This window comes from Pseudomonas sp. TWI929 (assembly GCF_039673335.1).
Classification (GTDB): Bacteria; Pseudomonadota; Gammaproteobacteria; order Pseudomonadales; family Pseudomonadaceae; genus Aquipseudomonas.
The window spans coordinates 36,513-62,519 of the sequence record NZ_JBDJLK010000029.1 but is presented as its reverse complement, the minus strand read 5'-3'; the positions used below and the strand labels follow the sequence as shown (position 1 = coordinate 62,519).

Genomic DNA, 26,007 nt, shown 5'->3' with positions numbered 1-26,007 from the left:
CCCACAGGTACAACGCAGGCCTTGAGGGCGGTGGTGTACCTGTGGGAGCTGGCTTGCCGACGATAGGGCCGGTAAAGCACAGAACCCGCTACCAGACAAGCTAACAGTTGTCGAGATATGGCAGGGCCAGTCCTTTGCGTATACTGCAACCTATGTTCGCCCACACTGCTTTGCGCCAGCGTTGCGCCAAATGGCTCCTCGCAACCGGACTCTTTCTGCTGCTCGGTGCCTGCGTTGAAAAACCCAGCACCCTTGAGCGCGTGAAGGAGGATGGCGTGCTGCGCGTAATCACCCGCAACAGCCCGGCCACCTATTTCCAGGACCGCAACGGCGAAACCGGCTTTGAGTACGAACTGGTCCAGCACTTCGCCGAAGATCTCGGCGTGAAGCTGCAGATCGAGACCGCCGACAACCTCGACGAACTGTACGACTCGCTCGGCAAGCCTTCCGGCCCGGTGCTGGCCGCCGCTGGCCTGGTCAGCAGCGAGCGGCGCAAGGCCCAGGTGAGATACTCCCATCCGTACCTGGAAGTTACCCCACAGGTCATCTACCGCAACGGCCGCCCCCGCCCAACCGACGCCAAGGGCATGGTCGGCAAGAAGATCATGGTACTCAAGGGCAGCAGCCACGCCGACCAGCTGGCCGAACTGAAAAAACAGTACCCGGGCCTGCAATACGAAGAGTCCGACGCCGTCGAGGTGGTCGACCTGCTGCGCATGGTCGACGAAGGCCAGATCGACCTGACCCTGGTCGACTCCAACGAGCTGGCCATGAACCAGGTGTACTTCCCTAACGTGCGGGTTGCCTTTGACCTGGGCGACACCCGCGACCAGCGCTGGGCGGTAGCGGCGGGCGAAGACAACAGCCTGCTCAACGAGATCAACGAATTCCTCGACAAGGCGCAGAAGAACGGCACCCTGCAGCGCTTGAAAGACCGCTACTACGGCCATGTCGACGTACTGGGCTACGTGGGTGCCTACACCTTTGCCCAGCACCTGCAGCAGCGCCTGCCCAAGTACGAGAAGCACTTCAAGAGCTACGCCAAGGTCGAGCAGGTAGACTGGCGCCTGCTGGCCGCCATCGGCTACCAGGAATCGATGTGGCAGCCGGAGGTCACTTCCAAGACAGGCGTACGTGGCCTGATGATGCTGACCCAGCGCACCGCCCAGGCCATGGGCGTATCCAACCGCCTGGACCCGAAGCAGAGCATCCAGGGTGGCGCCAAGTACTTCATGAAGATCAAGGAAGAACTCGACGACAGCATCCAGGAACCGGACCGCACCTGGTTCGCCCTGGCGGCCTATAACGTCGGCAGTGGCCACCTGGAAGATGCCCGCACCCTGGCCAAGCGCGAAAAGCTCAACCCGAACAAGTGGCTGGACGTGAAAAAGATGCTGCCGCGCCTGTCGCAGAAGCAGTGGTATCGGCAGACCAAGTACGGCTATGCCCGTGGTGGGGAGCCGGTGCATTTCGTGGCCAACATCCGCCGTTATTACGACATCCTCACCTGGGTGACCCAGCCGCAGCTTGAAGGCCAGGTGGCCGAAGGCAACCTGCATGTGCCTGGGGTTAACAAGGACAAGCCGGCGGATCAGTCACCGCCGATGTGAGCCTGCTGGGGCTCTTTCGCGGGTGAAACCCGCTCCCACAGGTACTGAGCTCCCTGCAGGTTTGCACCTATCCTGTGGGAGCGGGTTCACCCGCGAAGAGGCCAGACCAGGTTAACCCTTGGCCCGGCGGGCCCTGAAAAAGTCGCTTAGGATCTGCCCGCACTCCGGCGCCAGCACCCCGCCTTCCACCATCACCCGGTGGTTGAGAAAGCCCTGGCCAAAGAACTGCCCCTGGCTCTGCACGATCCCCGCCTTGGGCTCCAGCGCACCGAATACCACCCTCGCCACCCGCGAATGCACGATCAGCCCCGCGCACATGCTGCACGGCTCCAGGGTCACGTACAGCGTGCTGCCCGGCAGCCGGTAGTTGCTGGCGGATTTCGCCGCGGCGCGGATGGCGACCATCTCGGCGTGGGCGCTGGGGTCACTGTCGACGATCGGCCGGTTGAAACCTTGGCCGATCACCTGGCCATGCTGAACCAGCACTGCACCCACCGGCACTTCGCCCATGGCCGCACCCTCAGCGGCCAGGGCCAGGGCCAGGCGCATGAATTCCTGATCGCGGCTGCGATCGATGATCTGCGGGCGCATCAGACCACCGCGATCGCGGCCATCAGGCCGGTTTCCATGTGGTCGATGACGTGGCAGTGGAACATCCAGGTACCTGGGTTATCCGCCACCAGCGCCACCTGGGCGCGCTCGTTCTTGCCCAACAGGTAGGTGTCGGTGAACCACGGTTCCTTGATGTCGTGGCGGTTTGAGGCGATCACCTTGAAGCTCATGCCGTGCAGGTGGATCGGGTGCTGGTACTGGGTCATGTTCTTCAGCTCGAAGATATAGCTCTTGCCCTTCTGCAACGTGGCGATGGGGCGGTCGGCGCAGGTCTTGTCGGTGATGTCCCAGGCCTGGCCGTTGATCTGCCACATGCTCGACGGTTTGTCCGGGTCGGTGGTGACCGAAACCTTGGCCGCCCATTCGAAATTGAAGTTGAGCTTTTCGGCATTCTCCAGGTCTGGCTCGGCAATCGGGTTTGCCGGCAGGGCCTTGGGCCAGTCGCCCGGTGCTTCGTTGCTGGCCACCGAACGCAGGGTGCCCAGGCGTACGAAACCGTCGCGCAGGGAAATCTCTTCACCCGCCTGGGGAATACGGATGGCCAGGCAGATGCGCATGCCAGGGCCGAGCCAGTAGTCGTCCTCCAGCGGCCGTGGGGTAACTGGGTTACCGTCAAGGGCATAGACCATCGCCTCGCAGTTGCCCTTGAGGTTGATGCGATAGGTCCAGGTGTTGTCCAGGTTCAGCAAGCGTACCCGTACCACCTGGCCGGCTGGCAGCTCGGTAACGGAGCCGGCTTGACCATTGATGGTGATCAGCCGCCCGGCGGTGCCGTTGCGCGCAGCCTCGCGCGGGATGCTGAAGGGTAGCCAGGCGCCCTGCTCGTCGACGTGCCAGTTCTTCAGGCTCAAGGTGCGTTCGTGCATGAACCCGGTTGGCTCGCGCTCCTCGACGATCAGCGGGCCGACCAGGCCACGGCCCAGCTCCTCGGAGCTGCTGACATGCGGGTGGTACCAGTAGCTGCCGGCATCCGGCACGCGGAACTTGTAGTCGAAATACTCGCCTGGCTTGACCGGCAATTGCGACACATAAGGCACGCCGTCCATTTCCAGCGGCAGGCGGATGCCATGCCAGTGGATGGTGGTTTCCACCGGCAGGTGGTTGATGAAGCGCACCCGCAACCAGGTACCCTGGCGCACACGCAGCTCAGTGCCCGGCGCCGAAGGGCCGAAGGCCCAGGCCTCGGTCTTGAAGCCCGGTACCAACTCGACGTCCAGGGGCGCTGCGATCAGCTCGTAGTCATGCCCGGCATTGTCATCTTCGACCTTACCCAGCCAGTAGCGCGCCGCGCCACCAGCGCCCAGGCCAACCACAACCAGGCCAGTCAGGCCTTTGAGCATTTGTCGACGGGTGAAGGACATCGGTGCGGGTACCTCGTGTTCTGCGCAATCAAGCTGCCAGCAGTGGCTGGCGATGAAGGGCGAATACGATACACCTGCAATTGAGAAATATTAAGTGAAGTGTGCTGGACGCAGGGTTTCACAGCAATATTTATGGCCTCTCGGTCGAGCGTATAGATCACGCTGGCGCATCATCAAGCCCCGCGAGACACACCATGACCCTTACCGAACAGCAACAACAAGACCAGGTTGCATTGAAACGCATTGCCACAGGGCTGAGTATCGCTTGCCCCGATATGGTGCAAATGGCACGTGAAGCCGCCCTGGCGCTGCTAGCCCGTCACAGGCTCGATACACTGGAACCTGACCAGGTCTACTTGCATCGTTTCCATGAAGCCGCCAGCAGCCCGCGCACCTTCACTGGCTGGCAGCATTTCACCCCTCCCTTCGAATCGATGACGCTCGTGCAACTGGTCATGTACCGCTTTACCGCTGCCGAGCAAGGTGCAAGCGACTTGCTGAGTACCTATTCGGGCTTCTACGCCAAGGGGCCTGGCGAAGCTGTCTATGACGAACACAACGAAATACGGCTGTTGCCAAAAGATGCACTCGACTACTTCTGGGAGATCGATTTCCGTAGCCGCTTCGAGCTACGCGCCAGCGAATTCTGCGCCAAGCACGGCGACGACTTGCGCACCATGGCGAAAGCCACATTCCTCGCAGAGGCGTTGCAAACCTGCAAGCACGCCGGCAACGGTGCGCTGGCCACACGCGTCCAGCAAGCCGCCAAGGCCTTGGCCGGTGAGCACGACGGCGCAGTTACCCTGCACTATCTGCGCCAGTCGACACTACCAGCCCACGGGGTCAGTCTCTACGCGTTCAGCATCGGTGAGCGCATCTCCAGCGATATCCTGAGAATCGTCTTTGCAGATGGCCACCAACTGCTTTACGTGCCGGGGCAATTACAGGCATTTCACCTGTTCGCCAGCGATCGCGAGCTTCACGCCTGGGTCCTGGCAAACACCGTCGAGCCTTTGCAAAAAGCACGGCTGATGAGCCATTTTCCGCTTGCCGAGCATCAGCCCAGTGCAGCCCATAAGACAGTGGACTTCTTCTCCCACTATGCAGCCATCGGCTTGGGTGGCCTGTTCGACATCATGAGACGACAGTGGGATGCCGCAGAGGTCGGCGGCGTCGAAAAACCGGACACGCCGCTGCGCATCGACGCCTTCAGCCACCTGAGCCAGGCCGTACAGCAGCGAATGACCGATGATGCCAAGTTTGCATTGCACTCCAACGCGGATATACGCAAGGACATGCTACGCGGCTACCTGAGGGCCGGCTTGAAGGTTTTTGGCCCGCTCACGGCGCTGGCATCGCCGGTAGCGCTGGCATGCGCGGGCGCCGGGGCTGCCCTGATCACCCTGGATATCGACGAGGCGTTCAACGGCCACAATAGCGCTGAACGCCAGGCCGCCGTGGAAAATGCCTTCTTCGATATCATCGACACCTTGCAGTTCGGATTAGCCGCCGTCAGCGGCGCCGGTGCAATATCCCCGGAACCGGTTCCACCGCTGGAGGCACCGGTCGAACCGGTTCCGCCTGCGGAGCTCGAGCCTGCTACCCAGGAGGAAATCGACACCTGGGTACCCAAGGCCTTTCAGCCTGGAGAACTGACCAGTCAACTTCAGGCACTGCAAAGCAACGATATCGTCACTGCCCCCGCCGGCCGCGAAACGCTGGAGGGCATTTACACCCAGGACGGCAAGTACTACGCAATGGTCGACGACCTGACCTACCAAGTACGCTATGCCGGCGAGTTGAAGACCTGGGTCATCATCGCCCCCGAAAACCCCTTCGCTTTCCGCCAAAGTGTGCCCATCGTTCGGGATGCCGACGGCTCCTGGAAAGCCCTTGCCCCTCTCGGACTCAAAGGTGGCACTCCCAGGTTCCTGCTCAAGGCATGGGGGCGTCTGCAGCCTCGACCGGCACTGGCACCCTTGGAGCTGGAGCTTTACCCCCTGGCTGAACCCGAGCGCTCGCAGCTCAGACCCTTCGCACTGACAGGAGATGACCCGTACGGCACCATGCGAGACCCCTTCAACGGCTCAGCCAGCCAGGCGTATCACCGAGCGCTCTGGCAAATGACCCGTGACGTCGAGGCGTTCTACGATCAGGTACAACTGCCAATACGTCCTGCGCTACCGGCTTTCGCGCCCAGCGCCAATGCCCGGCAAATCATCGCCAGCCTGTATGAAGAAAACCAGGGACTGGTACTCGGCGAGTCCCACACCGAAGAGTGCGCCAGACAGTTCCTGACTCAGAACATGCGGCAGCTCAAACGCCAGGGCGTGAACGTGTTGTACTCGGAGCACTTCATGATCGACTACCAGCAGGCCGACATGGACATGTTCAATCGAACCGGGGTACTGCCAGCCGAACTGAAAACCTATGTCGAAGCCTGGGATGCAGAAGTGCAGATGCGAGAGACCTCCCGGACGATCAGGTACACCCTCAAGCGAGTGCTGTACGAAGCCTATGCCCAGAACATCCGGGTGCAAGGCATCGACACCATGGTCGGCTACCGCATGAACTGGGAGATGGGCGCGCCTTTCAACGCTGCTCGCCAGCGCATGATGAACTACACGGCCCATCGGATCATGACGGCCGACCAAGCCCAACGCGGCCCATCGAAATGGGTGGCGCTGATGGGCAACACACACGCCAATACCTTCGAGCACGTGCCTGGCGTGAGTGAATTGCAGGGTTGCATCGGCCTGCGCGTCGAGAGCGGCGCCCCTCGCGATGCCTTGAGTATCGGCGTCGATCCAGGCCTTGAGGTAGACGGAGAGCTTGCGCGCAGTGATCTGCTGTTGTCGGTGCCGCCAGCACGTACTTGAGCCGGATAGAACCTGCCACAGCCGACCTCAGAAGACTGCGCGGTGCACTGGCCATGCCAGAGACGACAAGGGCGCCTTGCGGCGCCCTTGTGGCTCAACTCATTCCCACTCGATCGTGGCCGGCGGCTTGCTCGACACGTCGTAGGTGACGCGGGAGATGCCGTCGATTTCGTTGATGATACGGCCGCTGACGGTTTCCAGCAGCTCGTACGGCAGGTGTGCCCAACGCGCGGTCATGAAGTCCACGGTCTCGACGGCACGCAGGGCCACGACCCAGGCGTAGCGACGGCCGTCGCCGACAACGCCAACCGACTTGACCGGCTGGAACACCACGAATGCCTGGCTGGTCTTGTGGTACCAGTCGGCCTTGCGCAGTTCTTCGATGAAGATGTGGTCGGCACGACGCAGGATGTCGGCGTATTCCTTCTTCACTTCACCGAGGATACGCACGCCCAGGCCTGGGCCCGGGAACGGGTGGCGGTAGACCATGTCGTACGGCAGGCCCAGCTCCAGGCCGATCTTGCGCACTTCGTCCTTGAACAGCTCACGCAGCGGCTCGACCAGCTTGAGGTTCATTTCCTCTGGCAGGCCACCGACGTTGTGGTGCGACTTGATCACGTGGGCCTTGCCGCTCTTGGCGCCAGCCGACTCGATCACGTCCGGGTAGATGGTGCCCTGGGCAAGGAACTGGATGTTGTCCAGCTTGCTGGCTTCGGCATCGAAGATGTCGATGAAGGTGCGGCCGATGATCTTGCGCTTCTTCTCCGGGTCGGCTTCGCCTTCCAGGTTGTCGAGGAACTGCTTTTCAGCGTCGGCGCGGATCACCTTGACGCCCATGTTCTCTTTGAACATGGCCATCACCTGGTCGCCTTCGTGCAGGCGCAGCAGGCCGTTGTCGACGAATACGCAGGTCAGCTGGTCGCCGATGGCGCGGTGCAGCAGCGCGGCAACCACCGAGCTGTCGACGCCGCCGGACAGGCCCAGCAGGACGTTGGCCGAACCCACTTGCTCACGCACCTGGGCGATGGCGTCTTCGACGATGTTGGACGGAGTCCACAGGGCTTCACAACCGCAGATGTCCTGCACGAAGCGGGACAGGATACGACCGCCCTGCTTGGTGTGGGTCACTTCCGGGTGGAACTGCACGCCGTAGTAGCCGCGGCTGTCGTCGAACATGCCGGCGATCGGGCAGCTTGGGGTGCTGGCCAGTACGTGGAAGTTGCCCGGCATCTGGGTAACCTTGTCGCCGTGGCTCATCCACACGTCCAGGCCCAGTACGCCGTCGTCATCAACGTGGTCTTCGATGCCGTCGAGCAGGCGGCTCTTGCCAACTACGTCTACGCGGGCATAACCGAACTCGCGCAGGTCGGAACCTTCGACCTTGCCGCCCATCTGCTCAGCCATGGTCTGCATGCCGTAGCAGATGCCCAGCACCGGTACGTTCAGGTCGAACACGGCCTGCGGGGCGCGTGGGCTGTTGGCTTCGTGGACCGACTCGGGGCCGCCGGCGAGGATGATGCCGCGCGGGTTGAATTCGCGGATCGCTTCATCGTCCATGTCGAACGGGTGCAGTTCGCAGTACACGCCGATTTCGCGCACGCGGCGAGCGATCAGCTGGGTGTACTGGGAACCGAAATCGAGGATCAGGATGCGGTGAGCGTGAATGTCGAGGGCCATGACTCAATCTCGTCAGTGGAAATCGGAAACGACGCGGGGCTGTCATGACAGCCCCGCTTGCTAATGTTGCTGGAAGCCTCAGCCTACGCGGTAGTTAGGGGCTTCTTTGGTGATCTGCACGTCATGCACGTGGGACTCGGCCATGCCGGCGCCAGTGATGCGTACGAACTCCGGCTTGGTGCGCATCTCTTCGATGGTTGCGCTGCCGGTGTAGCCCATGGACGAACGCAGGCCGCCCATCAGCTGGTGGATGATCGCGGCCAGGGCGCCTTTGTAAGGAACACGGCCTTCGATGCCTTCCGGTACCAGCTTCTCGGCGCCGGCCGAGGAGTCCTGGAAGTAACGGTCGGACGAGCCTTGAGCCTGTGCCATGGCACCCAGCGAACCCATGCCGCGGTAGGCCTTGTAGGAACGGCCCTGGAACAGCTCGACTTCACCCGGGGCCTCTTCGGTACCGGCGAACATCGAACCCATCATCACGCAGGAGGCACCGGCTACGATGGCCTTGGACAGGTCACCGGAGAAGCGGATACCGCCGTCGGCGATCAGTGGCACGCCAGTGCCTTCCAGTGCAGCGGCAACGTTGGCGATGGCGCTGATTTGCGGTACGCCAACGCCAGCTACGATACGGGTGGTGCAGATCGAGCCTGGGCCGATACCGACCTTGACGGCATCAGCGCCAGCTTCGGCCAGGGCCTTGGCGGCAGCGCCGGTGGCGATGTTGCCGCCGATCACCTGCACTTGTGGGTAGGTTTCTTTCACCCAGCGAACGCGGTCGATCACGCCTTTGGAGTGACCGTGAGCGGTGTCGACCACCACCACGTCAACGCCGGCGGCAACCAGGGCGGCAACGCGCTCGCCGGTGTCCTTGCCGGTGCCGACCGCGGCGCCAACGCGCAGGCGACCCTGGTCGTCCTTGCTGGCCAGCGGGTAGGCCTTGGCCTTTTCGATGTCCTTGACGGTCATCATGCCCTTGAGGTTGAACTTGTCGTCAACGATCAGGACTTTTTCCAGGCGGTGCTTGTGCAGCAGCTCGCGGACTTCGTTCTTGTTGGCGCCTTCACGCACGGTGACCAGGCGCTCTTTCGGCGTCATCACGTCGCGGACTTTGGCTTCCAGACGGTTTTCGAAACGCACGTCACGGGAGGTGACGATGCCGACCAGGTCGCCGTTGGCCAGTACCGGAACGCCGGAGATGTTGTTCAGGCGGGTCAGCTCGAACAGGTCGCGCACGGTGGCGTCGGCGTCGATGGTGATCGGGTCCTTGACCACGCCAGCCTCGAACTTCTTGACCTTGCGGACTTCGCCGGCCTGCTGCTCGATGGTCATGTTCTTGTGGATGATGCCGATGCCGCCTTCCTGGGCCATGGCAATGGCCAGACGCGCTTCGGTCACGGTATCCATGGCGGCGGAAACCAGCGGAATGTTCAGCTCGATGCCACGGGTCAAACGGGTCTTGAGACTGACTTCATTAGGCAGTACCTCGGAATAGCCAGGTACAAGGAGGATATCGTCGAAGGTCAGGGCTTCTTGGCTGATACGCAGCATCGCGGGGGCTCCCGGGCGGGAAAAATGGAAGCGCGCCATTATACTCATGCACGGCGCGCCGCTCAATGCAAAATAAGGGCCTTCGGTCAGCCTTGTGGCAGTTTTACCTGCACCACGGCCACCGGCTGGTCGAGCCAGTCGGCGAAGCTGTCGAGAAAGGCCTGGGTGAACCCGGCCTCGCCCCAGTTGTTGAAGATGAACCCCAGGTTGGAAAAGGCACATGGCTGCAGGTAAATGAAGCCATTGATGTCATCTTCGAAGCCGCACAGCGGGCAGGTGAAGTTGTCGCTCACCGCCGGCATCCACTCTTCCAGGCTTTCGAACAGCGGCTCGCCCACCTCGCGCCGGCACTCCGGGCAACCGGCCTCCTCGAGGAAGCCGTCGGTGGGGGTGTAGATGCAGCGCTTGAGCATCACTTCCAGGCCATTGGCCTGTTCGCCGAACGGCAACTTCTCCGGGTGCAGGGCCACTTTGCGTGCGCCGGCGGCCAGGGCATGGCCCATGCGGTTACCCGTGCGGCCACAGGTGGTCAGCTGTTCCTCGACGACCTTTTCGCGCACCAGCCAGCGCAGGATGGCGCGGGCGCGGGCTTCGTGCACCGGCACGGTAGACAGCTTGGGAACGATGATGCTCTGGGTGTTCATGAACGGGACTAGCCTGCAAAACTGCGGTAATGGTGCAATTCTACCGCTCAGGCGCTGAGGTAGCGACCGATGAGCGCCAGGCCGCTGGCCAGTACCAGCCAGGTGACCAGGCGCACGAAGGCTTCGCGGGACAGCCGATGGGTCAGCCGGCGCCCTACCCAGAGGCCGATGAACATGACGGGGAGCAGGCAGGCGGCAAGCAATAGCAGGCTTTGGTCGGCATACACGCCGGCGATCAGGAACAGCGACAGGCGCACCACCGTGCTGCAACTGATCAGGGCGCTCTGGGTGGCGCGCACTTGTTCCTTCACCTGCAGCCGTGCACTCAGGTAAAGCGCATAAAGGAAGCCACCACTGCCGAACAACGCGCCGAACAGCCCGCCTGCCGTGCCCATCGGCACCGCCCAGAAACCGGACAGGTTCGCCGGCCGCACCTTCACCGCCAGGCCGTACAGCGCATAGGCCGTGACAAACACACCCATCAACAGCAATAACAAATCGGACTTCAACTGCAGCAGGAACACCACACCCAACGTGCAGCCTATGGCCATGAACGGCAGTAGCCGCAGCAACTCACTGCGCACCACATCGCGGCGCGATGGCAGCAGGTTGCCGAAAGCCGCGACGAAGTCGAGCAACACCAGCAGCGGAATGATCCGTGACAGCGGCATGAAGTGGATCAATACCGGGCCAGCCACCAGCGCAGTACCAAAACCGGCGATGCCGAAGACGATGTAGGCAACCCCGACACCGAGCAGGATGGGCAGCCAGTCAAGGCCGGAAAACGACAGTTGGGCGAGCATGGCAGCAGTTCCTGGGAAGACAGGCAAAGGTTAGCCAGCAGCGAGCCATGCCGACTAATATGCCTTTATCGCCAAAGCCATCTCGAAAAGGCATGACATGACGTCGATCCGCCAGTTGCGTTACTTCGTGGAAATCGCCGAGTGCGGCAGCTTCAGCGGCGCCGCCGAGCGACTCTATATAGCCCAATCGGCGCTGAGCCGGCAGATCAAGGAGCTGGAGCAACAGTTGGGCACACCGCTGTTCGAGCGTACCGCGCGCCTGCCACGCCTGACGCTGGCCGGGCAGGCCTTCCTGGAGCGGGCGCGGCGCTTGCTGGCTGACCTGGCGCAAGCGGAGCGGGTTACCCGCGATATTGGCGAAGGGTTGCAGGGCAGCCTGCGCCTGAACCACTCCAGTACCGTGCCACTGACCGGCCCACTGCTGGCTCGCCTGGGCGGCTACTTGCGCGATAACCCTGGGGTTGCGCTGGAGATTGCCCAGCAGTCGTCGGAAGCGCAGCTGGAGGATATTGCTGCGGGGCGCCTGGATATCGGCCTGCTGCGTTTGCCGGTGTTGCGCCAGCATGAAGGCGTGGTGCTGCATGAATTGTTCAGCGAACCGTTGTTGCTGGCGGTTGCCGCTGGGCATCCGCTGGCTGACGCTGCGCAGGTGAAGCTTGAGCAGTTGCGTGAAGAGCGCTTTATTTCCATTCCGCACCGGGACCGCGGCGGGCTGAGTTACCTGTCGGCCTCGTTGTGCATGGCGGCGGGCTTTTTCCCGCAGGCGGCGCAGGTGCTGTCGCGCAAGACTACGCAGTTGCAGCTGATTCAAGCGGGGTTCGGGGTGGCGCTGCTGCCGGCGTGCATGCGTGAAATTGCCCCGGCTTCGGTCAGATTCGTGGCGCTGGAGGGGGGCTGTGAGAGTACCGTGGCGCTGGCTTGCCGACGGGATGCGGGGCAGTTGGTGCGGCAGTTCGTGATGGCGATGCAATATTGATGGCACCGGCTATGCCGGTGTTCGCGGGTGAACCCGCTCCCACAATGACCGCGACAGGGCCGGGACAGACAACCGGGGCCGATGTCCTTTATGATGCCGGCCATGATCAAAGACCCCTTCGAACGACTCGGCCTGGACCGCGAGGTCCTTACCGTCAGCCAACTCAACGGCCGCGCGCGCGTGCTGCTGGAAGACGTGTTCCGCAGCGTGTGGGTGGAAGGCGAAATTTCCAACCTCGCCCGCCCCGCGTCCGGCCACATGTATTTCACCCTCAAGGACAGCGGCGCCCAGGTGCGTTGTGCGCTGTTCCGGCAGAACGCCACGCGGGTGCGCCAGGCCCTGCGCGATGGCCTGGCGGTGCGGGTGCGGGGCAAGGTTTCGCTGTTCGAGGGGCGTGGCGATTACCAGCTGATACTCGACACCGTCGAACCGGCCGGTGATGGCGCGCTGCGCCTGGCCTTCGAGGCGCTGAAGGAAAAGCTCGGTGCCGAGGGGCTGTTCAGCGCCGAACGCAAGAAGCCGCTGCCCGCCCACCCGCAGCGCATTGGCGTCATCACCTCGCCCACCGGCGCGGTGATCCGCGACATCATTAGCGTATTCGGCCGCCGTGCCCCGCAGGTGGAGCTGAACCTGATCCCCACTGCGGTGCAGGGCCGAGAAGCCATCGCGCAGATCGTGCGGGCCATCCGCCTGGCCGACAGCCTCGGTTTCGATGCGCTGATCCTGGCGCGTGGTGGCGGCTCGCTGGAAGACCTGTGGTGCTTCAATGAAGAAGCGGTGGCGCGCGCCGTGGCGGCCTGCGTCACGCCGATTGTCAGCGCCGTCGGCCATGAAACCGATGTGTCGATCAGCGACTTCGTTGCCGACGTACGCGCCCCCACGCCGTCTGCCGCCGCCGAACTGCTGGCCCCCGACAACAGCGGCCTGCAGCAGCGTCTGGACGGCCTGCAGCGGCGCCTGCTGCTGCGCATGCAAAACCGCCTGACCCACGACCGCCTGCGCCTGGAGTCGCTGACCCGGCGCCTACGCCACCCGGGCGAGCGTCTGCGCCAGCAGGCCCAGCGCCTGGACGACCTGGACATGCGCCTGCGTCGCGCGTTCATGCTCAACCTCAACCAACGCCGCGAGCGCCTGGCACGCCTGGACACCCGCCTGGCCGCGCAGCACCCGGGGCGCAACCTGAAACTGCTGGGCCAGCGCCTGGACAGCCTGGCCGAGCGCCTGCCTCGGGCCATGCGCGAGGTGCTCAAGGACCGTCGTCAGCGCTTCCAGGCGCAACTGCAAACGCTGCAAGTGGTCAGCCCGCTGGCCACCCTCGCCCGCGGCTACAGCATCCTGCTCGATGAGCAGGGCCAGGCCATCCGCAGTGCCGAACAGACCCGCAATGGCCAGCGCCTGACTGCACGCCTGAACGAAGGCGAGTTGCGGGTGCGCGTCGAAGACAACCACCTGACCCCGGTCACCCTCTCACTACTGGACTGACACATGCCCCGCCTGCTCGCGCCCCTGCTTGCCCTTTCCCTTCTGCTGCTGGCCGGCGGCGCCCAGGCCAGCTACATCACCCGCACACTGAACAAGCCGGTGCCCGGCGGCGTGGCGGTGGTCGACCTCGGCCCCGGTGCCAACGCGCCCAGCGCCCACTTCGACGGCAAGCCGGTGCTGGTGGTGAAAGAGCAGGACAACTGGCTGGCCATCGTCGGCATCCCGCTAACCCAGAAGCCCGGCACCGCCGTGCTGAACCAGGGCGGGCGTACCCTGCCGTTCAGCGTCGGGAGCAAAAAGTACCCCGAGCAGCGCATCACCCTGAAGAACACCCGCCAGGTCAACCCGAACCCGGCCGACCTCAAGCGTATCGACCGTGAACTGGCCGAGCAGATCAAGGCCTACCGCAGCTTCAGCCCGAGCCTGCCGAGCAACCTGATCCTCGACAAGCCGGTAAGCGGCCCGCTGTCGAGCAAGTTCGGCGTGCGCCGCTTCTTCAATGGCGAACAACGCAACCCGCATGCCGGGTTGGACTTCGCAGTGCCGGCCGGCACGCCGATCAAGACCCCGGCCAACGGCAAGGTGATCCTGGTGGGGGATTACTTCTTCAATGGCCGCACGGTGTTCGTCGACCATGGCCAGGGCTTTATCAGCATGTTCTGCCACATGTCGAAGATCGATGTGCAGGTGGGGCAACAGTTGCGTCGCGGCGAGGTGGTCGGGCGCGTGGGCTCGACCGGGCGGGCTACCGGGCCGCACATGCACTGGAACGTCAGCCTGAATGATGCGCGGGTTGATCCGGCGATTTTCATTGGGGCATTCCAGCCCTGAGATTTGTATTGCTTGTGCTGGCCTCTTCGCGGGTAAACCCGCTCCTACAAAGGACAGCACAGCCTTCAGGTGCGGCGCGCCCCCTGTAGGAGCGGGTTTACCCGCGAAGAGGCCAGCACAGCCAACATCAATGTCACTGTGTTGCGCCATCGAAAAATACCGCGCAAAAATAAAGAAGCACCCAGAAGAATCAAGCCATAAAATCTCGCCTATTGGCTTTTTTTAAGCATTCCTCTCAAATTTTCCCGAACGCTTGCCATCCCCCACCCCACTGGTTAAGTTTGAAGGCATGAAAACCTTCAGCACCCTCATCCTGCTCCGACAACATCGCAGCCTCTGCCTGGTCAGCGCCCGACTACCAGGCTGAATCGCGTCGCCTCGCCTCTTCATCTCGTTATTGCTCGGCAGGCCCGATCTCGGCCGCACACAAAAGGATTGCTTCCATGACCATGCTCAAAGACCCTTCGAAGAAGTACCGCGCTTTCCCGACCATCGACCTGCCTGACCGTACCTGGCCGTCAAAGACCATCACCGCCGCGCCAATCTGGTGCAGCTCCGACCTGCGTGATGGCAACCAGTCGCTGATCGAGCCGATGGATTCGGAGAAGAAACTGCGCTTCTGGAAGACCCTGGTGCAGGTTGGCGTGAAGGAAATCGAAGCGTCGTTCCCGTCTGCCTCGCAAACCGACTTCGACTTCGTGCGCATGCTGATCGAAGAAGGCCACATCCCTGACGACACCACCATCCAGGTGCTCACCCAGGCCCGTGAAGACCTGATCGCCCGTACCTTCGAGTCGCTGCGCGGCGCGAAGAAGGCCATTGTCCACCTGTACAACGCCACCAGCCCGTCGTTCCGCCGCATCGTCTTCAACCAGGACAAGCAGGGCGTGAAGGACATCGCGGTAAGCGCGGCCAAGCTGTTCGTCAAGTATGCCGCCCAGCAGCCGGAAACCCAGTGGACCTTCCAGTACTCGCCTGAAACCTTCAGCGCCACCGAGATGGAGTTCGCCAAGGAAGTCTGCGACGCGGTCATCGAGGTGTGGAACCCGACGCCTGAGCACAAGATCATCCTCAACCTGCCGGCCACCGTGGAAGTGTCCACGGCGAACATCTATGCCGACCAGATCGAGTGGTTCTGCCGCAACGTCAGCCGTCGCGACAGCGTGATCATCAGCCTGCACTGCCACAACGACCGCGGCACCGGCATCGCTGCCACCGAACTGGGCCTGATGGCGGGTGCCGACCGTGCCGAAGGCTGCCTGTTCGGCAACGGCGAGCGTACCGGCAACGTCGACCTGGTGACCCTGGCGCTGAACCTCTACACCCAAGGCATCGACCCGCTGCTGGACTTCTCCGACATCGACGGCGTGCGCAAGGTGGTCGAAGAGTGCAACCAGCTGCCGGTGCACCCACGTCACCCGTACGTGGGCGACCTGGTCCACACCGCGTTCTCCGGCTCGCACCAGGACGCCATCCGCAAGGGCTTCGCCAAGCAGCAGGAAGGCGAACTGTGGGAAGTGCCATACCTGCCGATCGACCCGGCCGACATCGGCCGCAGCTACGAGGCGGTGATCCGCGTCAACAGCCAGTCGGGCAAAGGCGGCATCACCTACCTGCTCGAGCAGGAATACGGCATCAGCCTGCCACGCCGCATGCAGATCGAGTTCAGCCAGGTAGTACAGGGTGAAACCGACCGCCTGGGCCTGGAAATGACCGCCCAGCAGATCTACAGCCTGCTGCACAAGGAATACCTCCAGGCCAACGCGCCGTATGCGCTGGTCAGCCACCGCCTGCAGGAAGAAAACGGCCACAGCGCTGTGGAAGTGGAAGTTGCCGGTGAAGGCGAAACCACCCTGCACTGGCGCGGCAAGGGCAACGGCGCGCTGGAAGCACTGGTAGCCGGCCTGCCGATTGCCGTGGAGATCATGGACTACAACGAGCACGCCATTGGCGCCGGTACCAACGCCAAGGCTGCGGCCTACATCGAACTGCGCGTGGCCGGTGGCCGCCCGGTACATGGTGTGGGTATCGATGAAAACATCACCACAGCCAGCTTCAAGGCCCTGTTCAGCGCGCTGAACCGCTCGCTGAGCCAGCAGGAAGCCAAGGCGGCCTGAGCCTTACCGCCGTGAATGAGAAAGCCCGCATCGTTTGATGCGGGCTTTTTTGTTGGCCTGTGCCGGCGATAGCGCCAGAACAGGCGCTGCAAGAATTTCAGGCAAAAAAAGGGGCGCCGACCAAGCGCCCCACAAGCCGTAAAGCACACAACAAATTCAGTTGGCGTCCAGCAGCGCCATCGCCTCGGCACTGCACGCTTCGATCCGCGCCCAATCGCCATTCTTGATCCAGCTGCTGTCGAGCATCCAGGTGCCCCCCACACACATCACATTGGGCAAGGCCATGTAATTGCGCACGTTGGCCGGGTTCACCCCACCGGTAGGGCAGAAGCGAATATCGCCGAACGGGCCGGCAAAGGCCTTGATCGCTGCCACACCACCGCTGATCTCTGCCGGGAACAGCTTGAAGCGGCGGTAGCCCAGGGCGTAGCCCATCATGATTTCAGACGGTGTGCTGATGCCCGGCAGCAGCGGGATCTCGCTGTCTACCCCGGCTTCGAGAATGTCCTGGGTAATGCCCGGGGTAACGACGAATTGCGCGCCCGCAGCTTCAACGGCAGCAAACATGCCGCGATCAAGCACGGTACCGGCACCAACACACAGTTCCGGGCGCTGTTCACGCAGCACCTGGATGGCTTTCAGGCCGTGCTGCGAGCGCAGGGTCACTTCCAGGGTACGGATGCCGCCGGCAGCCAGGGCATCAGCCAGCGGCAGGATGTCTTCCTCACGGGCGATGGTGATCACAGGCAGGATGCGCGCCTTTTCGCAGATGGCATCGATCCGTGCGGCTTTGTCAGCCATCGAGAGCTGGGGCTGTGGGCGTTCGAGGGTGGTCATGACAGAGGATCCTTGGCTCATGGGCACCAGTAGATGTCCAGGGGGTCGTGAAGAAAAGCGCGAATAGGCATTTCAGTAAGGTCGTTGCCAGCCAGCGCGGCGCGCAGGGTAGCGAGTTTGCCCTGGCCTTGCACAGACAGGGCAATGAAGGTGGCACTGGCCAACAGCGAGCGGGTCAGCGACAGGCGCTGGTGCGGCACGCTTGGCGCCAGCAACGGCAGGCAGCGGCGCGGGTTGGCCAGGTCCAGGCCTGCTTCCAGGTTCGGGCTGGCGGGGAACAGCGAAGCGGTATGGCCATCGTCCCCCATGCCCAGCACCAGCACGTCGATTGGCGGCAGCGCAGCGAGGGCCTGGTCGGCCTTGAGCGCAGCGGCATCAAGGTTTTCCGCCTGCTGGTACAGGCCAACGAAGCGCGCCTGGGCCGCCTCGCCCTTCAGCAGGTGACGGGCCAACAGGCCGGCGTTGCTGTCGGCGTGTTCAACCGGCACCCAGCGTTCATCGGCCAGGCTGACCGTGACCTTGGCCCAGTCCAGGTGCTCGCTGGCGAGTTTTTCCAGAAACGGCACCGGGCTGCGACCACCGGACAACACCAGGCAGGCCTGGCCCTTGGCAGCAATCGCCGCACGCAGGCGTTCGGCCACGTCCTGGGCTTGAGTGGCGGCCAGCGCCTTGGCATCTGCCAGCGCGTGTACCTTCACCGCCGCTGGCAGTTTCAGTTCAGATATCCCCATACCACGCCCTCCCATCACGTGTGATCAGTGCAATCGAGCTCATCGGCCCCCAGGAGCCCGCCGCGTAAGGCCTGGGCGCATCGCCCGCGTTACGCCAGCCGGCAATCAACTGGTCGCACCACTTCCAGGCATATTCGATTTCATCCTTGCGCACGAACAGGTTCTGGTTGCCACGCATCACCTCGAGCAACAGCCGCTCGTAGGCATCGGGAATCCGCGCGCTGCGCCAGGTATCGGAAAAATTCAGCTGCAACGGGCCGCTGCGCAATTGCATGCCCTTGTCCAGACCCTGCTCTTTGGTCATCACCCGTAAAGAAATGCCCTCGTCCGGTTGCAAGCGGATGATCAGCTTGTTACCGATCTGCAAACGCTGTTCCGGGGCGAAGATGTAGTGCGGCGTTTCCTTGAAGTGAATGACGATCTGCGACAGCTTCTGCGGCATGCGCTTGCCGGTACGCAGGTAGAACGGCACGCCCGACCAGCGCCAGTTGCGAATGTCGGCACGCAGGGCGACGAAGGTTTCGGTATCGCTCTGGGCGTTGGCGTTGTCCTCTTCAAGGTAGCCAGGCACCGGCTTGCCTTCGCTGTAGCCGGCGATGTACTGGCCGCGCACCACACGGGTGCTCAGGCCTTCGCCAGTGATCGGTGCCAAGGCCTTGAGCACCTTCACTTTCTCGTCGCGTATCGCATCGGCGGACAGTTCGCTGGGCGGGTCCATGGCGATCAGGCACAGCAGCTGCAGCAGGTGGTTCTGGATCATGTCGCGCAGTTGGCCGGCTTTGTCGAAATAGCCCCAACGGCCTTCGATACCGACTTTTTCGGCGACGGTGATCTCCACATGGGAAATGGAATTCTGGTTCCACTGGGTTTCGAACAGGCTGTTGGCGAACCGCAAGGCAATCAGGTTTTGCACCGTCTCCTTGCCCAGGTAATGGTCGATGCGGTAGACCCGGTTTTCGGGGAAGAACCGCGCCACGGCATCATTGACCCGGCGCGACGACTCCAGGTCGTGGCCAATGGGCTTTTCCAGCACCACCCGGGTGCGCGAGGCCAGCCCGGCCTTGTCGAGGTTTTCGCAGATGGCCCCATACACTGCCGCCGCCGTGGCGAAGTAGGCGATCAACGGCAGCTCACCTGGCAACTGCTCGGCCAGGGCCTGGTACCCCTCGGGCTGCAGGAAGTCCAGGTGCTGGTAGTTCAACCGACCGAGGAAACGGCCCAGTGCAGCGGGCTCGATATCGCCCTCGGGCACATGCCGGCGCAGGTGGGCTTCGATGCTGTTCAGGTGCTCCTGCGCGCTGCCGGCCTCGCGGGCCAGCGCCAGCAGGCGGGTGTCCGGGTGCAACAGGTTGGCCCGGTCGAGCTGGTAGAGCGCGGGAAACAGCTTGCGCAATGCCAGGTCGCCAAGGGCGCCAAACAGGGCAAAGGTGCAAGGTTCGACACTGATCGCAGCCATGATGTTGGTTCTTTCCTAAAGTTGGTCTAGGAATACCGCTTTCACATACGGTTTTCAAGGGATAATGTAGTAAAAACCACAACATTACACACAAGTGTTACAGACAAGTGGTACGTCAACCGCACCGACAGTACGATAGACGACCGTGCAAAAAGCCTGCTGCTTCCACAGCCGGCTGTCTTCCCGACCCAAGGACACACCCATGGACCGCGTGCGAAACCTCCTGGAACAGATCCAGGGACGCCTCGACGAGCTGAACAAGGCCGAACGCAAAGTCGCCGAAGTCATCCTGCTCAACCCGCAACAAGCCACCCGTTTCAGCATCGCTGCGCTGGCCCAGGCGGCCAAGGTCAGCGAACCGACCGTCAACCGCTTCTGCCGCTCGTTCGGCGTCAGCGGCTACCCGGAGCTCAAGCTGCAGCTGGCGCAGAGCCTGGCCAGCGGCGCCGCCTACGTCAGCCGCGCGGTAGAGGCCGACGATGACCCGGCCGCCTATACCCAGAAGATCTTCGCCAGTGCCATCGCCTCGCTTGACGGCGCCTGCCAGCAGCTCGACCCACAGCAGGTCAGCCGCGCCGTGGACATGATGATCCAGGCTCGGCAGATCCACTTCTTCGGCCTTGGCGCTTCGGCCCCGGTGGCCCTGGATGCACAGCACAAGTTCTTCCGCTTCAACTTGGCGGTCTCGGCCCATGCCGACGTGCTGATGCAGCGCATGTTGGCCTCGGTGGCCCACACCGGTGACCTGTTCGTGATCATTTCCTACACCGGGCGCACCCGCGAACTGGTCGAAGTGGCCCGCCTGGCCCGGGAAAACGGCGCCTCGGTGCTGGGTCTGACCGCCGCCGGTTCGCCGCTGGCCAACGCCTGCAGCCTGAGCCTGAACATTCCGCTGCCGGAAGACACCGACATCTACATGCCGATGACCTCGCGGATCATTCAGCTGACCGTGCTCGATGTGCTGGCCACCGGCATGACCCTGCGCCGCGGCGTGGACTTCCAGCCGCACCTGCGCAAGATCAAGGAAAGCCTCAACGCCAGCCGCTACCCGATCGAGGACGACGAACTCAACTGAGCCGGTGCGCCTGCAGGCGCAGGTGGGCACGCTGCCCCGGCGCCAGGCTCAGGCCCTCGCCACTGCCGCTGGCGGCTTCGACGCAGACAAATCGCTGGCTTTCGCGGCCGGTCACGCCCATCAGCGGGCGGTTGCCCGGGTGCCAGACCACGGTGTCATCGCTGTCACCGGTGTCGATGCACAGCTCGCGCTGCCAGGCCGGGTCCTGCAGTTGCACCCGCGGCGTACCGGGGTAGACCTTCTGGCAACCGCCCTTGAGCTTCAGCGCGCCATCCTCACGGCAGGCCTGGCGGTTAAGGCGGTCGTAACCCTCGATATCCTCAAGCCCGGATAGCGCTATCTCGGACACGTCACTAATGCGCCAGTAGGCCAGCAGCGCATGGCTCAGCTGGCAGGGTTCGCTGTCCTGGTGCTCGGTGCTCAGGCTCAGCTCCATGCGGCTACCCAGCCGGGCATGCAGGTCAACCTGCCAGTCGCACAGGTCCAGCCGCCATTTCAGGGTCACACCCTCCTCGTCCTCGCGGCTGTCCACCAGCTTCCAGTCCAGCAACCGCGCCCAGCCATGGGCCGGCCACAGGTCTTCGCTGGGATGGCGGCCATACCACGGCCAGCACACCGGCACGCCACCACGGATCGCGCCCACCTGCGGCCACTGTTCGGCGCACCACAGCCAAGGCCGCTCACCTGCCGGTTGAAAGTGCAGCAACTGCGCACCCTGGCGGCTGAATACCGCCTGGCAACGGGGGTGATCGATGATCAGCACATCGCGCTGCTGGTAACGCTCCCACTCGAATGTCGGCCGTGGCCGCTGCGAGGAAAAGAAGCGATGGAGCGGATGTTCGGGCATGGTTCAGAGCTCTTGTTGTTTGAGATAGCGCTGTCTCGGCCTATCCCCGGCTACCACTGCAAGCCAGTGGTGCCGGGAACCGAAAATGGATTGGCGTAAATTTACAACAATTGCCCTCAGAATGACGACTGAATCTTCAAGCCTGCGACCAGCGCGTTGTCCACCTCATCCACCCCGCCGGGGCTCTTGATGTACTGCAGGTTGGGCCGCACGGTCAGCCAGTTGGTGACGTGGAAGCCGTAGTAGAGCTCGGCGTTGTACTCGGTGCGCTGCAACGGCACGAAGCCTGGGTTGTCGTAATCATTGATGCCGCTCTGGGCATTGAGCAGTTCGGCGCGTTTCTTCACGTCGTCATTCACATGAATCCGCGCCACGCCAAAGCCGATGTCATCCTTGGGCCGGGCGTCGAAGGCACCTTTGTAAACCAGCCCCACCTGCTGGTAGTTGTCGACCACGTTGGTGGCCTTGTCGTGCACGGTGAAGTTGGCGAACAGGCTGAGGCCGCGGTTGATGTCGCCGCCATGGGCGGTGACCTGCTGCTGCGCCACCACCCACCAGCCGTGCTTGCTGGAGTGTGACTTGAAGGCCTCACCGCTCAGCGCCTGCGGGTTGCCGTTGACGTCGTCGAACACATCGTCGGCCTTGGCCGTGCTGTAGTAGTAACCCAGCCGGTACTCGCCCGGCAGGCCGTTGACCTTGGGCGACCACACCGCTTCTACTGGCAATATCGCCCCCTCGGTGCCGCTGCCGCTGAGCTTGAAACCATTGCCGGTTTCCAGGTTGGACGGGTTCTGCTCAAAGGCGCCGACCTGGACGAAGAATTCCGGGGTGATGTTGTATTTGACCCGCAGCGCCCACTGGCTGACCGGCCAGTTGTACCAGATGCCGCCAACCCAGTTGCCCACCTGCGAGCCGCAGAAGGCCAGGTTCTGGAAGTCGCAGGGGAAGCTGTTGAAGTCCTCGCCTTCGCCGAAGCGGCCGAATTTCACGTCCAGCGCGCCATCGAAGTACTTCTGCTTGATCCACATCTGGGTCAGCCGCCAGGTCTGGCCACGCCCCCACACCTCCTGCACCGAGCTGAACTGCCCGGCACGCGGGTCACTGATGCGGTCGTTGGACAGGTTGCGGCCGCTGCGCTCGGTGATCGCCAGCTTGAATTCGGCATCGTGCCAGCCAAGGATTTTCTGCAAGTCCAGGTGTGCGCCGAGGGCGAACTGGTCGCTGTAGCGGGCGGTCTTGTCGTCGTTGTAGCCGCCGTGCAGGTTGCCGGCCACCTCACCGACGTAGTCCAGGGTGAAGTCGTAGCCCTTGTCCAGCAGTTCGGTACGGGTGCCACCCCAGTCGCCGGTCATCCATTTCGATTCGCTGGAAAAGGCCTCTGCAGCCTGTGCACCGCTGCTGCCCACGATGGCAAGCAGGGCCAGCGAGCCCAATGCCCTGATACGTTTGCGCTGTTCCATCCCTTTGCGTCCTCTTTTTTCTTATTGATGGTGTAGACGAGTTAACGGCCTTTGAAGTGCGCCACGTTGTCCATTACGGGTGCGGCAGTGCTGGCCAGATGCAGCCGCTCACCGCTGTTTGCGTCAAACAGCAGCACCCGGGCCGGGTCGAATTGCAGGTTCAGGCTGTCGCCAACCCGGCACGGCACATCCGGCGCCAGGCGGCAGCACACCTTGGTCTGGTTGAGGGTGACGAACACCAGCAGGTCCGGCCCGATAGGCTCGGTTACCTGTACTTCGGCGCGAATGCCTGGCAGGCCGTTGCCCTCCCCTGCCCCCAGGGCGATCTGCTCGGGGCGGATGCCAAGGATGACCTCGCGGCCATCCAGTTGGTCGGCGGCCAGCCCCAAGGGCAGCTCGCAACGCGCCTGGCCGCTGTCGAGCAGCGCCAGCAAGCGGCCATCCTGTTGCGCCAGGCGCACCGGGATGAAGTTCATCGGCGGCGAACCGATGAAGCTGGCGACAAACTGGTTAGCCGGGTCGTTGTAGATCTGCTGCGGGGTGCCGAACTGCTGGATGATGCCGTCCTTCATCACCGCCACCTTGTCGCCCAAGGTCATGGCCTCGATCTGGTCATGGGTGACGTACACGGTGGTGGTCTTCAGGCGCTGGTGCATCAGTTTCATTTCGGTGCGCATCTCGACCCTCAGCTTGGCATCGAGGTTGGACAGCGGTTCGTCGAACAGGTAGATCTTCGGCCGTCGCGCCAGCGCCCGGCCCATGGCCACCCGCTGTTGCTGGCCACCGGACAGCTGCGCCGGCTTGCGCGCCAGCAGGTGCTCGATCTGCAGCAGCTTGGCCACCCGCGCCACCTCCTCGTCGATGGCGGCCTGGGGCAGCTTGCGGATCTTCAGGCCAAACTCGATGTTTTCGCGCACGCTCATGGTCGGGTACAGCGCGTACGACTGGAACACCATGGCGATGTCACGGTCCTTGGGGCTCATGCCACTGACATCCTGCTGGTCGATGAGGATCGCACCACCGGTGATCTGCTCCAGGCCGGCGATGCAGTTCATCAAAGTCGACTTGCCGCAGCCCGACGGGCCGACCAGGATCAGGAACTCACCGTCCTTGATCGACAGCTGGATGTCCTTGAGGGTGTCTGGCAAGCCGCTGCCATAGGTCTTGTTCACATTGCGAAGTTCGAGCGTTGCCATGGTTTACCCCTTGACCGCGCCGGCGGTCAGCCCGCGCACGAAATATTTGCCTGCCACCACGTAGACCAGCAGGGTTGGCAGGCCGGCGATCATCGCCGCTGCCATGTCGACGTTGTATTCCTTGGCCCCGGTGCTGGTGTTGACCAGGTTGTTCAGGGCCACGGTGATCGGTTGCGAGTCGCCGCTGGAAAACACCACGCCGAACAGGAAGTCGTTCCAGATCTGGGTGAACTGCCAGATCAGGCAGACCATGATGATCGGCGTCGACATCGGCAGGATGATGCGGCGGAAGATGGTGAAAAACCCGGCACCGTCCAGGCGGGCCGCCTTGACCAGCGCGTCAGGGATGCTTACGTAGAAGTTGCGGAAAAACAGCGTGGTGAAGGCCAGGCCATAGACCACGTGCACCAGCACCAGGCCGCCAGTGGTGCTGGCCAGGCCGAGCTTGCCGAGGGTGAACGAGGCCGGTAGCAGCACGGTCTGGAACGGCAGGAAGCAGCCGAACAGCAGCAGGCCGAAGAACAGCTGCGAACCGCGGAAGCGCCACATCGACAGCACATAACCATTCAGTGCACCGATGGTGGTGGAGATCAGCACTGCCGGCACGGTGATCATGATCGAGTTCCAGAAATAACCGCTGACCGTGCTCCAGGCCTTGACCCAGCCAATGCCGGTGATCACCGCCGGCCAGCTCAGCAGGTTGCCGGTGCTGATGTCTTCCGGGGTCTTGAAACTGGTCAGCAACATCACCACCAGCGGCACCAGGTAGAGCAGCACGGCAGCCAGCAGTACTGCGTGGATGGCGATGCGGCTCGCGCTCAGCGGCGCCTTGTCGACAGGGCTATGCATGGCGTTTGCTCCGCAGCTCCGAGTACAGGTAAGGCACGAGGATCGCCAGGATGGCCCCGAGCATGAGGATGGCGCTGGCCGAGCCCATGCCCATCTGGCCGCGGCTGAAGGTGAACGAGTACATGAACATCGCTGGCAGGTCAGACGAGTAGCCCGGGCCGCCGGCAGTCATCGCCGCCACCAGGTCGAAGCTTTTGATGGCGATGTGCGAAAGGATCATCAGCGCGCTGAAGAACACCGGGCGCAGGCTGGGCAGCACCACCCGCCAGTAGATGCGCGGCAGGCTGGCGCCGTCGATTTGCGCGGCGCGGATGATCGACGGGTCGACGCCGCGCAGGCCGGCAAGAAACATCGCCATGATGAAGCCCGAGGCCTGCCATACGGCGGCGATCACCAGGCAGTACACCACCCGGTCGGGATCGATCAGCCAGTCCAGGCGAAAGCCCTCCCAGCCCCAGTCGCGCAGCAGCTTGTCCAGGCCCATGCCAGGGTTGAGCAGCCACTTCCAGGCGGTGCCGGTGACGATCATCGACAGCGCCATGGGGTACAGGTAGATAGTGCGGATGAAGCCTTCGCGGCGGATGCGCTGGTCCAGCAATACCGCCAGCAGTACGCCGATGACCAGGCTGATGACGATGAACAGGCCGCCGAACACCAGCAGGTTCTTGCTGGCTACCCACCAACGGTCGTTGTCGAACAGCCGGGCGTATTGCGCAAAGCCAGCCCACTTGTAGGTGGGCAGGAAGGTCGAGGTGGTGAAGGACAGCACGAAGGTCCAGAGGATGTAGCCGTAGAAGCCCACCAGGACGATGAACATGCTAGGGGCCAGCACCAGCTTTGGCAGCCAGCGCTGTAGCGCGTCCAGGGGTGAGGCCCGCAGTTGGGCGGTTGTTGTGGTCATGGTCGAATCCCGTAAAAGGTGGCCAACACATCACCTGTGGGAGCGGGTTTACCCGCGAAGCAGACACCGCGATGCCTGGCACCGGCGTTGCCGGTGTTCGCGGGTAAACCCGCTC

The 26,007-nt window shown here is 63.0% G+C and carries 21 protein-coding genes; 7 read left to right on the top strand and 14 right to left on the bottom strand.

Going from position 1 to position 26,007, the window contains the following annotated elements; genetic code table 11:
* Positions 1-152: 152 nt before the first annotated feature.
* Positions 153-1,610: a membrane-bound lytic murein transglycosylase MltF gene (gene mltF / locus ABE456_RS14300; RefSeq protein WP_346644494.1), complete on the top strand. Its 1,458-nt coding sequence runs from the start codon at positions 153-155 to the stop codon at positions 1,608-1,610.
* A gap of 111 nt (positions 1,611-1,721) precedes the next feature.
* On the opposite strand, the gene tadA is transcribed toward mltF, so the two are convergent.
* Together tadA and ABE456_RS14290 are read right to left on the bottom strand one after the other, a co-directional pair.
* Entirely contained in the window at positions 1,722-2,201 is a 480-nt protein-coding gene (gene tadA, locus ABE456_RS14295) for a tRNA adenosine(34) deaminase TadA (RefSeq protein ID WP_346644492.1), read from the bottom strand.
* On the bottom strand, positions 2,201-3,583 hold the full coding sequence (locus tag ABE456_RS14290; RefSeq protein WP_346644491.1) for a multicopper oxidase family protein: 1,383 nt from the start codon (positions 3,581-3,583) through the stop codon (positions 2,201-2,203). Before ABE456_RS14290 ends, tadA begins: the two co-directional genes overlap by 1 nt.
* A 194-nt stretch (positions 3,584-3,777) precedes the next feature.
* Between ABE456_RS14290 and ABE456_RS14285 the strand changes: the two genes are divergently transcribed.
* Positions 3,778-6,462, top strand: a complete 2,685-nt coding sequence (locus ABE456_RS14285) for a membrane-targeted effector domain-containing toxin (protein WP_346644490.1) — start codon at positions 3,778-3,780, stop codon at positions 6,460-6,462.
* A gap of 99 nt (positions 6,463-6,561) precedes the next feature.
* On the opposite strand, the gene guaA is transcribed toward ABE456_RS14285, so the two are convergent.
* The 4 genes from guaA to ABE456_RS14265 form a co-directional block, all read right to left on the bottom strand.
* Positions 6,562-8,139 (bottom strand): glutamine-hydrolyzing GMP synthase, encoded by a 1,578-nt coding sequence (gene guaA, locus ABE456_RS14280; protein WP_079229545.1) that lies wholly within the window; start codon positions 8,137-8,139, stop codon positions 6,562-6,564.
* A 78-nt stretch (positions 8,140-8,217) separates the two neighbouring features.
* Positions 8,218-9,687 carry an IMP dehydrogenase gene (guaB, locus tag ABE456_RS14275; protein ID WP_346644489.1) on the bottom strand — a complete coding sequence of 490 codons (1,470 nt, stop codon included), beginning with the start codon at positions 9,685-9,687 and terminating at the stop codon, positions 8,218-8,220.
* A gap of 86 nt (positions 9,688-9,773) precedes the next feature.
* Positions 9,774-10,331 carry a sugar ABC transporter ATPase gene (locus ABE456_RS14270; protein ID WP_346644488.1) on the bottom strand — a complete coding sequence of 186 codons (558 nt, stop codon included), beginning with the start codon at positions 10,329-10,331 and terminating at the stop codon, positions 9,774-9,776.
* Between the two features lie 47 nt (positions 10,332-10,378).
* Positions 10,379-11,134, bottom strand: a complete 756-nt coding sequence (locus tag ABE456_RS14265) for a sulfite exporter TauE/SafE family protein (RefSeq protein ID WP_346644487.1) — start codon at positions 11,132-11,134, stop codon at positions 10,379-10,381.
* A gap of 97 nt (positions 11,135-11,231) precedes the next feature.
* On the opposite strand from ABE456_RS14265, the gene ABE456_RS14260 reads away from it, so the two are divergent.
* The 4 genes from ABE456_RS14260 (at position 11,232) to leuA (ending at position 16,540) form a co-directional block, all read left to right on the top strand.
* Positions 11,232-12,110, top strand: a complete 879-nt coding sequence (locus ABE456_RS14260) for a LysR substrate-binding domain-containing protein (protein ID WP_346644486.1) — start codon at positions 11,232-11,234, stop codon at positions 12,108-12,110.
* Positions 12,111-12,212: 102 nt separating this feature from the next.
* Positions 12,213-13,592: an exodeoxyribonuclease VII large subunit gene (gene xseA, locus ABE456_RS14255; RefSeq protein WP_346644485.1), complete on the top strand. Its 1,380-nt coding sequence runs from the start codon at positions 12,213-12,215 to the stop codon at positions 13,590-13,592.
* A 3-nt stretch (positions 13,593-13,595) separates the two neighbouring features.
* The gene (locus ABE456_RS14250; RefSeq protein ID WP_346644484.1) at positions 13,596-14,423 is read left to right on the top strand and encodes a peptidoglycan DD-metalloendopeptidase family protein; all 828 of its coding nucleotides are present in this window, start codon (positions 13,596-13,598) and stop codon (positions 14,421-14,423) included.
* Positions 14,424-14,866: 443 nt separating this feature from the next.
* A complete protein-coding gene (leuA, locus tag ABE456_RS14245; protein ID WP_346644483.1) occupies positions 14,867-16,540 on the top strand; it encodes a 2-isopropylmalate synthase in 1,674 nt (557 codons plus the stop codon).
* A gap of 156 nt (positions 16,541-16,696) precedes the next feature.
* Here the strand turns inward: leuA and ABE456_RS14240 are convergent, their stop codons facing one another.
* Genes ABE456_RS14240 through zwf form a run of 3 tightly spaced genes read right to left on the bottom strand, consistent with a single transcriptional unit; the run spans position 16,697 to position 19,564 of the window.
* Positions 16,697-17,377 (bottom strand): bifunctional 4-hydroxy-2-oxoglutarate aldolase/2-dehydro-3-deoxy-phosphogluconate aldolase, encoded by a 681-nt coding sequence (locus ABE456_RS14240; RefSeq protein WP_346644482.1) that lies wholly within the window; start codon positions 17,375-17,377, stop codon positions 16,697-16,699.
* 17 nt (positions 17,378-17,394) lie between these two features.
* Positions 17,395-18,108 (bottom strand): 6-phosphogluconolactonase, encoded by a 714-nt coding sequence (pgl, locus tag ABE456_RS14235; RefSeq protein WP_346644481.1) that lies wholly within the window; start codon positions 18,106-18,108, stop codon positions 17,395-17,397.
* A complete protein-coding gene (gene zwf / locus ABE456_RS14230) occupies positions 18,095-19,564 on the bottom strand; it encodes a glucose-6-phosphate dehydrogenase (protein WP_346644480.1) in 1,470 nt (489 codons plus the stop codon). Before zwf ends, pgl begins: the two co-directional genes overlap by 14 nt.
* Before the next feature lie 211 nt (positions 19,565-19,775).
* On the opposite strand from zwf, the gene hexR reads away from it, so the two are divergent.
* Entirely contained in the window at positions 19,776-20,639 is an 864-nt protein-coding gene (gene hexR / locus ABE456_RS14225) for a DNA-binding transcriptional regulator HexR (RefSeq protein WP_346644493.1), read from the top strand.
* On the opposite strand, the gene ABE456_RS14220 is transcribed toward hexR, so the two are convergent.
* From ABE456_RS14220 to ABE456_RS14200, 5 genes are all read right to left on the bottom strand, one after another.
* A complete protein-coding gene (locus ABE456_RS14220; protein ID WP_016485098.1) occupies positions 20,632-21,486 on the bottom strand; it encodes a D-hexose-6-phosphate mutarotase in 855 nt (284 codons plus the stop codon). The two genes, hexR and ABE456_RS14220, sit on opposite strands and share 8 nt — an antisense overlap.
* A 116-nt stretch (positions 21,487-21,602) precedes the next feature.
* The gene (locus tag ABE456_RS14215) at positions 21,603-22,946 is read right to left on the bottom strand and encodes a carbohydrate porin (RefSeq protein WP_346644479.1); all 1,344 of its coding nucleotides are present in this window, start codon (positions 22,944-22,946) and stop codon (positions 21,603-21,605) included.
* 41 nt (positions 22,947-22,987) lie between these two features.
* Positions 22,988-24,142: a sn-glycerol-3-phosphate ABC transporter ATP-binding protein UgpC gene (gene ugpC / locus ABE456_RS14210; RefSeq protein ID WP_346644478.1), complete on the bottom strand. Its 1,155-nt coding sequence runs from the start codon at positions 24,140-24,142 to the stop codon at positions 22,988-22,990.
* 3 nt (positions 24,143-24,145) lie between these two features.
* On the bottom strand, positions 24,146-24,991 hold the full coding sequence (locus tag ABE456_RS14205; RefSeq protein ID WP_346644477.1) for a carbohydrate ABC transporter permease: 846 nt from the start codon (positions 24,989-24,991) through the stop codon (positions 24,146-24,148).
* The gene (locus ABE456_RS14200) at positions 24,984-25,892 is read right to left on the bottom strand and encodes a sugar ABC transporter permease (protein WP_346644476.1); all 909 of its coding nucleotides are present in this window, start codon (positions 25,890-25,892) and stop codon (positions 24,984-24,986) included. The genes ABE456_RS14205 and ABE456_RS14200 overlap by 8 nt, the downstream gene beginning before the upstream one ends.
* Between the last annotated feature and the right edge of the window lie 115 nt (positions 25,893-26,007).

Coding starts and splice junctions, on each gene's coding strand:
- ABE456_RS14220 (WP_016485098.1), bottom strand. CDS start 21,486: ATGCCCGAACATCCGCTCCATCGCTTCTTTTCCTCGCAGCGGCCACGG.
- guaA (WP_079229545.1), bottom strand. CDS start 8,139: ATGGCCCTCGACATTCACGCTCACCGCATCCTGATCCTCGATTTCGGT.
- guaB (WP_346644489.1), bottom strand. CDS start 9,687: ATGCTGCGTATCAGCCAAGAAGCCCTGACCTTCGACGATATCCTCCTT.
- ABE456_RS14285 (WP_346644490.1), top strand. CDS start 3,778: ATGACCCTTACCGAACAGCAACAACAAGACCAGGTTGCATTGAAACGC.
- ABE456_RS14265 (WP_346644487.1), bottom strand. CDS start 11,134: ATGCTCGCCCAACTGTCGTTTTCCGGCCTTGACTGGCTGCCCATCCTG.
- ABE456_RS14205 (WP_346644477.1), bottom strand. CDS start 24,991: ATGCATAGCCCTGTCGACAAGGCGCCGCTGAGCGCGAGCCGCATCGCC.
- ABE456_RS14250 (WP_346644484.1), top strand. CDS start 13,596: ATGCCCCGCCTGCTCGCGCCCCTGCTTGCCCTTTCCCTTCTGCTGCTG.
- ABE456_RS14260 (WP_346644486.1), top strand. CDS start 11,232: ATGACGTCGATCCGCCAGTTGCGTTACTTCGTGGAAATCGCCGAGTGC.
- ugpC (WP_346644478.1), bottom strand. CDS start 24,142: ATGGCAACGCTCGAACTTCGCAATGTGAACAAGACCTATGGCAGCGGC.
- xseA (WP_346644485.1), top strand. CDS start 12,213: ATGATCAAAGACCCCTTCGAACGACTCGGCCTGGACCGCGAGGTCCTT.
- ABE456_RS14290 (WP_346644491.1), bottom strand. CDS start 3,583: ATGTCCTTCACCCGTCGACAAATGCTCAAAGGCCTGACTGGCCTGGTT.
- ABE456_RS14270 (WP_346644488.1), bottom strand. CDS start 10,331: ATGAACACCCAGAGCATCATCGTTCCCAAGCTGTCTACCGTGCCGGTG.
- ABE456_RS14240 (WP_346644482.1), bottom strand. CDS start 17,377: ATGACCACCCTCGAACGCCCACAGCCCCAGCTCTCGATGGCTGACAAA.
- leuA (WP_346644483.1), top strand. CDS start 14,867: ATGACCATGCTCAAAGACCCTTCGAAGAAGTACCGCGCTTTCCCGACC.
- zwf (WP_346644480.1), bottom strand. CDS start 19,564: ATGGCTGCGATCAGTGTCGAACCTTGCACCTTTGCCCTGTTTGGCGCC.
- ABE456_RS14200 (WP_346644476.1), bottom strand. CDS start 25,892: ATGACCACAACAACCGCCCAACTGCGGGCCTCACCCCTGGACGCGCTA.
- pgl (WP_346644481.1), bottom strand. CDS start 18,108: ATGGGGATATCTGAACTGAAACTGCCAGCGGCGGTGAAGGTACACGCG.
- mltF (WP_346644494.1), top strand. CDS start 153: ATGTTCGCCCACACTGCTTTGCGCCAGCGTTGCGCCAAATGGCTCCTC.
- ABE456_RS14215 (WP_346644479.1), bottom strand. CDS start 22,946: ATGGAACAGCGCAAACGTATCAGGGCATTGGGCTCGCTGGCCCTGCTT.
- tadA (WP_346644492.1), bottom strand. CDS start 2,201: ATGCGCCCGCAGATCATCGATCGCAGCCGCGATCAGGAATTCATGCGC.